The organism is Micromonospora okii (assembly GCF_020884795.1).
GTDB classification, from domain to species: Bacteria; Actinomycetota; Actinomycetes; order Mycobacteriales; family Micromonosporaceae; genus Micromonospora; species Micromonospora okii.
Window position 1 is genome coordinate 122031 of record NZ_BBZF01000024.1, and the last position, 10428, is coordinate 132458.

General features: G+C 70.8%; 9 protein-coding genes and 1 tRNA gene. 6 read left to right on the forward strand and 4 right to left on the reverse strand.

All coding sequences use genetic code 11. From position 1 onward, the window contains the following. Positions 1–4 precede the first annotated feature (4 nt). From LPU43_RS23650 to LPU43_RS23660, 3 genes are read left to right on the forward strand one after another with little or no spacing between them, the layout of a single operon-like run. Positions 5–1417, forward strand: coding sequence for a sulfatase family protein (locus tag LPU43_RS23650; protein WP_229402709.1), 1413 nt, complete (start codon positions 5–7; stop codon positions 1415–1417). Beyond that, complete coding sequence (locus LPU43_RS23655) at positions 1387–1812, forward strand: YidH family protein (RefSeq protein WP_229402710.1); 426 nt, start codon at positions 1387–1389, stop codon at positions 1810–1812. Before LPU43_RS23650 ends, LPU43_RS23655 begins: the two co-directional genes overlap by 31 nt. Then, on the forward strand, positions 1812–2132 hold the full coding sequence (locus LPU43_RS23660) for a DUF202 domain-containing protein (RefSeq protein ID WP_229402711.1): 321 nt from the start codon (positions 1812–1814) through the stop codon (positions 2130–2132). Before LPU43_RS23655 ends, LPU43_RS23660 begins: the two co-directional genes overlap by 1 nt. 413 nt (positions 2133–2545) lie before the next feature. Here the strand turns inward: LPU43_RS23660 and LPU43_RS23665 are convergent, their stop codons facing one another. After that, positions 2546–3808, reverse strand: coding sequence for an ATP-binding protein (locus LPU43_RS23665; RefSeq protein ID WP_229402712.1), 1263 nt, complete (start codon positions 3806–3808; stop codon positions 2546–2548). 397 nt (positions 3809–4205) lie between these two features. Here LPU43_RS23665 and LPU43_RS23670 point away from each other — a divergent pair. Next, positions 4206–4278 (forward strand) — tRNA-Arg (locus LPU43_RS23670). Positions 4279–4437: 159 nt separating this feature from the next. On the opposite strand, the gene LPU43_RS23675 is transcribed toward LPU43_RS23670, so the two are convergent. The 3 genes from LPU43_RS23675 to LPU43_RS23685 all read right to left on the reverse strand — a co-directional run bounded on the left by LPU43_RS23675 (position 4438) and on the right by LPU43_RS23685 (position 7239). Further along, positions 4438–5277, reverse strand: coding sequence for an alpha/beta fold hydrolase (locus LPU43_RS23675; protein WP_229402713.1), 840 nt, complete (start codon positions 5275–5277; stop codon positions 4438–4440). Positions 5278–5491: 214 nt separating this feature from the next. Continuing rightward, positions 5492–6055 (reverse strand): dihydrofolate reductase family protein, encoded by a 564-nt coding sequence (locus LPU43_RS23680; protein WP_229402714.1) that lies wholly within the window; start codon positions 6053–6055, stop codon positions 5492–5494. Between the two features lie 218 nt (positions 6056–6273). Then, entirely contained in the window at positions 6274–7239 is a 966-nt protein-coding gene (locus tag LPU43_RS23685; RefSeq protein WP_229402715.1) for a phosphotransferase enzyme family protein, read from the reverse strand. A gap of 692 nt (positions 7240–7931) precedes the next feature. Here LPU43_RS23685 and LPU43_RS23690 point away from each other — a divergent pair. Both LPU43_RS23690 and LPU43_RS23695 read left to right on the forward strand, forming a co-directional pair. Then, entirely contained in the window at positions 7932–8516 is a 585-nt protein-coding gene (locus LPU43_RS23690) for a copper resistance CopC family protein (protein ID WP_229402716.1), read from the forward strand. A gap of 30 nt (positions 8517–8546) precedes the next feature. Beyond that, a partial coding sequence (locus LPU43_RS23695) for a bifunctional copper resistance protein CopD/cytochrome c oxidase assembly protein (RefSeq protein WP_229402717.1) occupies positions 8547–10428 on the forward strand: 1882 nt, incomplete at its 3' end.

A 10428-nucleotide genomic window follows, 5' to 3' on the forward strand; every position in this document is an offset into this window, starting at 1 on the left:
ATCCTTGCGACCCAACATCGTCTTCATCATGGCCGACGACCACGCCGCACACGCGGTCGGCGCCTACGGAAGCAAGATCAATGAGACGCCGCACATCGACCGCATCGCGGCCGGCGGTGCCCTGCTGGAGAACTGCTTCTGCACCAACTCGCTCTGCGCGCCCAGCCGGGCCACCATCCTCACCGGCACCTACAACCACGTCAACGGCGTGCAGACGTTGTCGACCGAGTTCGACAACCGGCAGCTCGTCTTCCCGGAACTGCTGCGCCGGGCCGGCTACCAGACGGCCCTGGTCGGCAAGTGGCATCTCGGGCACGGCCCGGAACACGACCCCCGTGGCTTCGACTACTGGGAGGTCGTGCCCGGCCAGGGCCGGTACCGCGACCCCGTCTTCATCGGCATGGACGGCACCGAGCGGGTCCGCCCGGGCTACTGCACCAACATCATCACCGACCTGGCCGTCGACTGGCTCGACCAGCGCGACCCCCAGCGCCCCTTCTGCCTGCTGGTCCACCACAAGGCGCCGCACCGCAACTGGGAGCCCGACGACAAGCACCGCGACCTGTACGTCGACGACGTGGCCGTGCCGGGCTCGTTCGACGACGACCACAGCGGGCACGCTGCCGCCGCCCGGGCCGCCCGGATGCGCATCGACCGGGACCTGACGGCCGACGACGTCAAGGAGATGCTGCCACCGCACCTGTCCCCGGACGAGGCCGCCCTCTGGACCTACCAGCGCTACATCAAGGACTACCTGCGCTGCGTCGCCTCGGTCGACGACAACGTCGGCCGGCTGCTCGACTACCTCGACGAACACGGGCTGACCGACGACACCATCGTCGTCTACACCTCCGACCAGGGTTTCTTCCTGGGCGACCACGGCTGGTACGACAAGCGGTTCATGTACGAGGAGTCGCTGCGGATGCCCTTCCTCATCCGCTACCCGGCGGAGATCCCGGCCGGCTCCAGCAGCACCGCCCTCGCCATGAACGTCGACTTCGCCCAGACGTTCCTCGACTACGCCGGCGTGCCGGCCGACGACCGCATGCAGGGGCGCTCCCTGAGACCGCTGCTGCGCGGCGAGAACGTCGACGACTGGCGGCAGTCGGTGTACTACCGCTACTGGGAGCACGACGACGCCGAGCACCACGTGTGGGCGCACTACGGCGTACGCACCCACGACCACAAGCTGGTCTACTACTACGCCGACGGGCTCGGCCTGCCCGGCACCGCCGCCACGACGCAGGAACCGGAGTGGGAACTGTTCGACCTGCGGGCCGACCCGTGGGAGATGCGGAGCGTCTACGACGACCCGGCTTACGCTCCGGTCCGGGCCGCGCTCACCGGGGAACTGGCCCGCGTCCAACGGGAATGCGGGGACACGCCGTGGCAGCCCCCGGCGCCGGTCGCCGGGTAGGGGACGGGGCACCCGCCACGTCGGCCGACCCGGGCGACGGGACAGGACCAGCCGACCGCCGCTGGCCGCGTCGGGTCTACCAGGTCGGCACGGAACCGGACCCGCGCTTCACCCTCGCCAACGAACGCACGTTCCTGGCCTGGCTGCGTACCGCTCTGGGCCTCATGGTGGCCGCCGCGGCGGTCCGGGCCTTCGGCGCGGACGGCTCGCGGTGGGCGGCGGCCGTGCTCGCGGTGCTGGCCGTCGTGGTGGCCGCCGAGGCGTTTCCCCGGTGGAGCCGTAACGAGCGGGCACTGCGCCAGCAGCTGCCGCTGCCGTCCACTCCCGTCGCGCTCGTCTCGGCGGCGGGAGTGGTGGTGGCCGGTGTGACCATTGCCGTCGTGGTGTCGATCTGATGCCGTCCCCGCCGCTCGCCGACCGTGGAGCGCAGGCCGAACGGACCCTGCTCGCCTGGCTGCGTACCGCGCTGGCGACCGCCGCCGTGCTCGTCGCCGTCGGCCGGGAGCTGGTGCCGCGTCATCCGTTGGCCGGAGGGCTCGTGCTGGGTTGCGTTCCGGCTGCCGTCGCGGTGGCCATCCTGGCTCGACGCCGGTACCGCGCCGTCCGGCTGCCCACCCACCTCGGCCGCCCGGGGGACGCCGTGCTGCTGGCCGCCGGCGGCGCGCTGGTCGTGATGGGCGGCGTGGCGGTCCTCGGCTACCTGCTCGCCGGGTGACGGCCGGCGGACCGGGTGCCGGCGTTCGTGGTGAAAGCCTCAAGCCGGCGCGCAGCCGATCGTGGTCGTGTGCCCGAGCTGTGGTCCTGGGCTGCGCGAACACGGGTCCGGGTGCCGTGGGTGAACGTGGGCCACTCCCTGCCACCCCGGGTGAACCCCCAGGTCGCTAGACTAGGCCCTCGCGCCCTCGTAGCTCAGGGGATAGAGCATCGGTTTCCTACCCGAGGCTCCGTTTGTGTTCGCAGGTTGATGACCTGCGCTCTCCGCTTCTAGGCCTCGTGTGGCGGTCGCTGCGCGGTCCATCTGCGATCGCTTGCTGAAGATCAGCAGACCATGCCCCTTTCGGTCGTCGATGCCACGCCCTTTCAGTCCTCGGCGGTCCTGATCGGCTGAGGAGCGACCTGCGGGCGAGGTCAGTCTGCTGTCGGGGCGGGAGTCTGCCACAGGGTGCTGACCGGCATGGCGCGGAGTCTGTCGCCGAACGGCAGCGTGGAGGTTCCGGTATAGAGGACGATGCCGGCGACGAAGTCATTGCCGAGGCGCTCGGCGAGCCGGCGTAGCCCGCGGAAGTCGTCGGGTCCGACGGTGGTGGCTGCTTTGACTTCGATCCCGACCACCTGCCCAACTCGGTTCTCGAGCACCGCGTCGACTTCATACCTGCTCTGGTCGCGGTAGTGGGACAGGTCGGCGAGCTGCTCGGACCAGGTGAGCTGCCGGGACAGCTCGGACAGCACAAATGATTCGAGCAGCGGGCCGAACGGCGCGCCCGGCCGGAGCAGTGCCCGGGCGTCGGTCGCGATCTCGTTGGCGGCGATGCCCGAGTCGACGAAGATCAGTTTCGACGCGGCGGTGGCCCGGGTGCCCAGGTTGCGGGACCAGCCCGGGATCCGTTTGATCAGAAAGATCTCTTCCAGGGCCTGGAGGTAGCGGGCGATCGTCGGTCGACTGAGCCCGAGTGCGGATTCGAGGGAGTTGGCGGCGATGATGGTCGCGGATCGGGCCGCAAGCAGGCGTACGAGCTTGCGTAGTTCGCCCTTGTGCTGGATGTCGGACAGCTGCCGGACATCGCGGTCGATGAGCGCCTGGACGTAGGCGTCGAGGAAGCGTTGGCGGCGGCGCGGGTCGGTACGGGTGGTGGCCTCGGGCAGGCCGCCCCGCACGATTCGGGCCGCGTAGTCGGCGCGGGTCACGTCCGACTCGTGTCGCAGGTCCGGACCGAGCGTGAAGACGGCGTCGATGAATCCGTCCGGCTCAGCGTCGAGTTCTCCCTGGGAGAACGGCCAGAGTTCCACGGTCTCCATCCGGCCGGGCAACGCGTCCGGGGCGGCGACCATGCCGAACAACCGTGACGAGCCGGTGAGCAGATACCGGCCCGGACGGGGGTCCTCGTCGACTGCTGCCTTGATGGCCAGCAGTAGTTCTGGAGCGCGTTGAATCTCGTCGATGACCAGGAGTTCGGAGGAGTCCACGAATCCGACCGGGTCGGCGGTCGCCGCCGCCCGGTCCTGGGCCCGATCAAGATCGCGGCGCTCGGCTAGACGATCGCCGGCCACGAGGCGAACGAGGGTGCTCTTGCCTGCTTGGCGTGCTCCGCTGATCAAGACGACGCGGGTGTCCGCCAGGGCAGCATCTACCTGTGCGGCGGCGCGACGGGGTATCAGGTGCGGTGTGGGCACGGCGTCATCGTAACGACCACATCTTCGATCTGCGAGGACATTGGCTTTCGATCTGCGGCGCCAGGTGCGTTTGGTACGCGGTCACTTGATGTTCGATCTGCGGGCTACACGGGCGAACCGGTTCGGAAGAGGGGGCCACGGCTACGTCGTGTTGCTGTGGAGACCCCTCTAGGTGATCTTCGATGAAGTGCGCGACGTGTGCTCGCCGGCGGATGCCAGCCCGGGCCAACCGGAGCCAACACGCGTCACCGCAGCCGACCGCCGGTCGCAAACGGGGGTTCGTGTGCTCGAGCTGTGGTCCTGGGCTGGGCAAACGGGGGTCCGGGTGACGTGGGTGAACGTGGGCCACTCCCTGCCACCCCAGGTGAACGCCCAGGTCGCTAGACTAGGCCCTCGCGCCCTCGTAGCTCAGGGGATAGAGCATCGGTTTCCTAAACCGTGTGTCGCAGGTTCGAATCCTGCCGGGGGCACCTCGAAGATCAGCCAATGGCACCCTCTGGCCTGCGGATATATTCTTGCGTCGATCGGCTGACCTGTGTAGCCGAATGCCACCCGGAGCCGCCGTCCGCAGCAGTGGCAGGCACCTACCGTCACATCGTGCCCGACGCGGGGTGGCTGAGTGTCGCCGGTCAGTTGACCAGCCGGGCGACCAGAGCGGCGAGCTGGTCCGGGTGCTCGTCGGTGACCAGGTGGCCGGCGGCGGGGATGATGTCGGCATCGACATGGCACCGCTGTTGCGCCGCTGAGCGCAGTCGGGCCGGGGGCAGGAACACGTCCTGGTCTCCGCTTGCGATCAGGGTCGGCATCGTGCGAGCTGCCGCCGGTACGAGGTCATCGGAACTCACCGGACGTGCATGTCGGGCGACCAGCGTCATCCACTCCACCAGCTCGGCGCGGGGCGCTCGGCCGGGGGCAGACAGGATGCGCAGCAACCGAAGGCTCGAAGCTGCCCGTGGCCGCGCCAGCCAGCTTAGGAACGCCAGTAGGACACGAGGCGTGACCCTGAGCCGACAGAGCCCTGCTGGAGCCACGGCGACCTTGCCCCGGATCCGCGAATGGTCTGCGGCGAGCGCGACAGCGCCACCGAACGAATGCCCGAAGACCACGACCGGCCCGGTGGTGGCCTCCTCAATGACCTCTCCCAGCCATGACCCGTACCAGGTGAGCCTGCCGCTGGCGGCACCCGCCGCACCGGAACTCAGCCCAGGCTGACCCGGAATGTCGGCAGCGACCACCCGGTGCCGCTGAGCCAGTGCCGTGAGCAGCGGCAGATAGGCGGCTGCGCTGAAGCGGTCACCAGCGACGAACACGACCGTGACCGGGCCAGTGCCAGCGACGACGACGTGCGTGTCTTCGCCCTGCGCGCGGATCACGTGTCGATCGTGCAGGATCGGCCAGGCACTCAGCTGCTGCTCGCACCACTGGCGGATGCTGTCCCTGCCCGCAGAGGTCCGGTAGATCGACGCCACCGCTGCATCCTGCACGATGATTATCGAAAGCAACGCGTCGGGCCTGCGAGTACGCTTTCGCGTCGATGGGCGGGCCGGTGCGGCGAGCGCTGGGCTTGCGTGGCCGTGCAACGGCGTGAACGGGCCACGCCAGCCCCGGAGAGCGTTGCTGCTCGACCTTGCTCCGGGGCGTGCTGTCGCTCCCTCGGACCAGCTCCTCGTGCAGGAACCGCGCTCAGCGCTTCGTCTCGTACCTGGTCAGGATCACGCCGCCGGTAAACGTCCGCGTCTCCACGAGGTTCAGGTTTACCCAGCCGTCCAGCCTGCTGAAGAACGGTTCGCCGCCGCCCACGAGGACCGGATGGGTGACGATCTCGTACTCGTCGATCAGCCCGGCCCGCATGGCCGCCCCGGCGAGCATTGCGCCAGCGACCCTCATCGGCCCGCCGTCCTCGGCCTTGAGCCGGGTGATCTCGGCGATCGCGTCGCCCGTGACCAGGCGAGCGTTCCAGTCGACCTTGTCGATCGTCGAGGAGAAGACCACCTTCGGCGTGTCCCGCCAGTTCCGCGCGAACTCGATCTGCGCCGGGGTGGCGCCCGGCTGTTGGTCACCGGTCGGCCAGTAGGCGCTCATGTTCTCCCACAGTTGACGCCCATACAGAAACAGGCTGATCGCCCGCTCCTGATCGAGCCACCACTGGAACAACTCGTCGTTTGGCTCGCTCCAGCCAAGGTCGCCGCCGGGCGCGGAAATGTAGCCGTCCAGGGTCAGGTTCATGCCGTAGATCAGTTTCCGCATAGCGCCATGCCTTCCGTCAGTGGTCTCGGCAGACTAGACCAGCTGAGCGGCGGAAACTGATCGGCGAGCAATGTGTTCAACCCGGACCGCCACTGGACGAGATCAGCCAGCTTGCGCGGCCCCAACTTCGCAGCGCGCTCCACCTGGTCAGATTGCCGAGCGAAGGTGATGCAGAGGCTCTTGCCGGCCGGGCGGGCGGGTGGCCGGTTGGGAGCAGATCAGGGCGCGTATCTGGCGTCGGCGACGGTCTCTGCGATGCGGGTCAGCCAGCACAGGTCGTTGGCGCGAGATTCCGGACTGGCCTCGGAGTGGAGAATGCTCCGCAGAAACACGGCGACGTCGTCGAGGTGCCGCTCGCTGCGGTAGTAGCTCAGGAGGGTCGGGTCCGGTTCCAGCGGCCCATAGCCTCGACGGAAGAGTTCGGCGCGGTGCGCGTTGATCGGGTGGTCGCCGAAGTCCTGGCTGTAGACGAACATCAGATCCCGCTCGCGCGGTGCGAGGATCGGCGCATCCCAGTCCACGACGTGCAGTGGTCCGTCGCCGTCAGCGATCAGGTTGCCGGGGTGGATGTCGGCGTGGCAGATGACGTGTTGGGCTTGCGTCACGCGAGAGGCGAGGTCGTCGACTGTTTCCGACAGCCGGTGCAGCGCGGCACCGTAACGGTCCCAGAAAGCGCCGAGGATCTCGCTCGCCGCAGCCTGCCCACTGAGGGACCGCAGCCGCTCACCGGCGCTCGACCGATAGGTCTCGGCCGGCAGGACGGCGGCGATGTCGGCGTTCGGTGTGACCGCGTGAAGCCGACCCAGGAACTCGCCGTACTCGATCCACTGGCGGTCGGTGAGGCCGCGGCCCCACAGGCTGCCGCCGTCGTGGAATGGGTAGAGCAGTAGCTGATGGTCGCCGAACGTGCGACCGGCTCCGCCACCTGGAGGGTCGATCGGGGCCACCACGTGCCTGACGCCCTGCGCGCGGAGAAAGCCGGGCAACAGGACGGCTGCTCGGGTGAACGTGCCTCGGCGCATCTTCAGGAAGTAACGCCCGCCGTCGGACGTGTCCACCCGGTACGCCCAAGCGTGTCCGTCGAGCCCGACCGGTATGAACACGAGATCGGCGACGTCCACGGCCCAGGCGGCGGCCACCTCAGCCGCCAGCAACCGCTCGTCAATTCCAGGCTTGTCGATCACCGACGGAGCGTCGCAATCCGTAGCCCGACCGGCAAGGGATTTGCCACCTGTGAGTGGAGTCAGCGAACAGAGGCAGTAACGAGGCGTCAGGCAGCAAGGATGCTGCGGCGAGGTCGAGTCGCAAACTCTCCCACGACACGGCCGACGCCCGCTCAGCCATGCTCCAGGCCCGCACCGCCGTTCTCTGCGCCGAGCAGGCCGGCCATCCGAGGCTACAGGCGTGGCTGCGCCGCGTGCAGTCCCTCGTCGCCTACCGGGCCGGTCGCACGCCGAGGCGGTCGCGCCCACGCCGAAGCCGGGCGCGAGTGCGCCGGCGGCGTCCGCAGCCCGACAGGTATTCAGCTAAGGCGACGCCAGCGCGGTGACCGGAAGTGACAAGGGTTACCGCGCCGGCGGGAACTGACGGCTGCGCCGGGCCGACCAATGGTGCGACACCGACATTCCGAGGGGATCGCGTCATGCCCAGCACCAGGACTCGCCGGCTCGCCCGCCCGGCGACCTCGCTCGGCGTGTGCGGCCCCTGGGCGAAGGCAGGCGCTCGAGGCCGGCGACGAGCTCATCCTCTCCCCGACCTCCGCCGACGGCCGCACCCACACGTTCACTGCCGTGGCCGAGCCGTTCGCCGGCGTCCCGGCTGGCCGGAGGGCGGCTGGACGGGCCAGCGACTGCTCGGCTGAACCGACAGGAGAGACATGCGTACCCGTGCCCGTTCGACCGTCGCCGGCCTGCTGGCCGCCGCGCTCAGCGCGGTGGTGCTGCTCGTGCCCGCCTCTCCGGCCGCCGCGCACAACAGCCTGACGTCCGCCACCCCGGCCGAGGGCGCCCGGCTCACCACGCCGCCGAAGCAGATCACGCTCGACTTCGTGGAGAAGCTGAACCCCGCCTTCACCACCATCGCCCTGTCCGACACCGCCCAGCAGGAGGTGGCCACCGGCGAGACGGTCGTGACCGACGCCAGGGGCACCGTCGCCATCGACCAGGCCCTCGGCAACGGCACCTACACCGTCGCCTACCGGGTCGTCTCCGTCGACGGGCACCCGGTGCAGGGCTCGTACCGCTTCACCGTCGCCGACCCCGCCGCCGGCACCGGCGCGCCCGCCACCACGGCCCCCGCCGACGTGCCGTCCGCCGGGCCGACCGGCCCCACCGCCGCGGCCCCCGGCTCCGACGACGGGCCCGGTTCGCTGGTGCTGGTCGGCGGCGGGATCGTGCTGGCCCTGATCATCGCTGCCGGGGCCGTCGCCCTGACCCGCCGGCGGTCGAACCGGGCGTCCTGACCGGGCGACAAGCGGATCGAGGTCACGAACGTGTCGGACAGCGTCTCCCTCCCGGCCCCTCCGGTGTCGGGCGGGCATCCCGGGCCCGGTCCCCGGCCGAAGCGGCGGGCCACCGCCGGGCCGACCGGCCGCAGCGCCCTGGTCGCCGCCACGGCCGCCGCCTCGGCGGTGGCCGTGCTCCTGCTGGGGCTGCGGGCCGGCGGCGCGCTGGTGGCCGCGATCCCCGGCCTGCCGGACCCCGGGCCGGTCACGACCTGGGCGCTGCCGGTCGTCCGGCTGCTCGGCGACGGGCTCGGCACCGTCACGGTGGGGCTGGCGGTGACGGCGGCGTTCCTGCTGCCCGGGGACGGGCCCAGCGTGTCGGCGTACGGCTGGCTGCTGCTGCGCCGCGCTGGCGCGGCGGCCCTGGGCTGGGCGGCGGTCGTTGCGCTCCTGCTCGTGCTGACCGTGTCGGACCTGCTGGGCGTGCCGGTCGACCGGCTGGGCGCCCCGAGCGTGCTCAGTTTCGCCACGTCGATCTCGCAGGGGCAGGCGATGCTGCTCCAGGCCGGCTTGGCCCTGGTGGTGGCGATCCTGGCCCGGACGGGCGTCTCGCGGGTTCTGTCGGCCGCCGTGGCCGCGCTGGCCCTGGTCGCGGTGGTGCCTCCGGCGTTCACCGGGCACGCCGCCGGTGCCGGCGACCACCAGCTCGCGGTCTCCAGCCTGGTCGTGCACGTGCTCGCCGCAGCGCTGTGGGTCGGCGCCCTGGTGGCCCTGCTGACCATCTGCCGCAGCCGGCACCTCGCGGGCGCGGCGGCCCGCTACAGCCGCCTCGCGCTGGGCTGCTTCGTCGCCGTCGCGATCAGCGGGATCGCCAACGCGGCGGTACGCCTCGGCCCGGCGGATCAACTCTGGCGGTCCCCGTACGGCTGGCTGGTGCTCGGCAAGCTGGTCGCCCTCGCGGTCCTGGGCCTGCTCGGCGCGGCGCACCGGACGCGGACGCTGCCCGCGTTGCGGGCGGGCCGGCCGGGGGCGTTCGTCCGGCTGGCCGCCGGTGAGATGGTCGTGTTCGCGGCGACCTTCGGGCTGGCGGTGGCGCTGTCGCGCAGCCCCACCCCGGTCGCCGCGAAGCCGCTCGACGCCGATCCGCTCACCGAGCTGCTCGGCTTCCCGGTGCCCGCGGCACCCACCCCCGGGCGTCTGCTGGGTCAGCCGCTGCCGGACATGTTCGTGCTGACCGTCGTCGCCCTCGGCGTCGCCGGCTACCTGGCCGGCGTGCGGCGGCTGCGCCGGGCCGGGCACGCGTGGCCGCTCGCCCGGACCGCGAGCTGGCTCACCGGCATGGCCGTGCTCGCCGCGATCACCGGGCTCGGGGTGGCCCGCTACGCGTACGTGCTGTTCAGCGCGCACATGGTGCAGCACATGGTGCTGTCCATGCTGGTGCCGATCCTGCTCGTCGGCGGCGCCCCGATCACCCTGGCCCTGCGGGCGCTGCGCCGCCCCGCCGACCCGGAGGTGCGCGGGGCGCGGGAGTGGCTGCTGCTCGCCCTGCACAGCCGACCCGCGAAGCTGCTCACCCACCCCGCCGTTGCCCTGGTCGTCTACGCGGGCAGCCTCTTCGGCCTGTACTTCAGCGACCTGCTCGGCCCGCTGATGCGCTCCCACCTCGGTCACCTGGCCATGCTCGCCCACTTCGTCCTCGCCGGGTACCTGCTGTTCTGGGTGCTCATCGGCGTCGACCCCGGCCGCCGCCGGGTGCCGCACCCCATCCTGGTGCTCGTCCACCTGGCCGCGATGATGGCGCACGGCTTCTTCGGCCTCGTCCTGATGCAGACCACCACCGTCATCGCCCCCGACTGGTACCTCGCCGTCCACCCCGGGTGGGCGTCGTCCCTGATCGAGGACCAGCGGCTCGGCGCGGGCATCGCCTGGG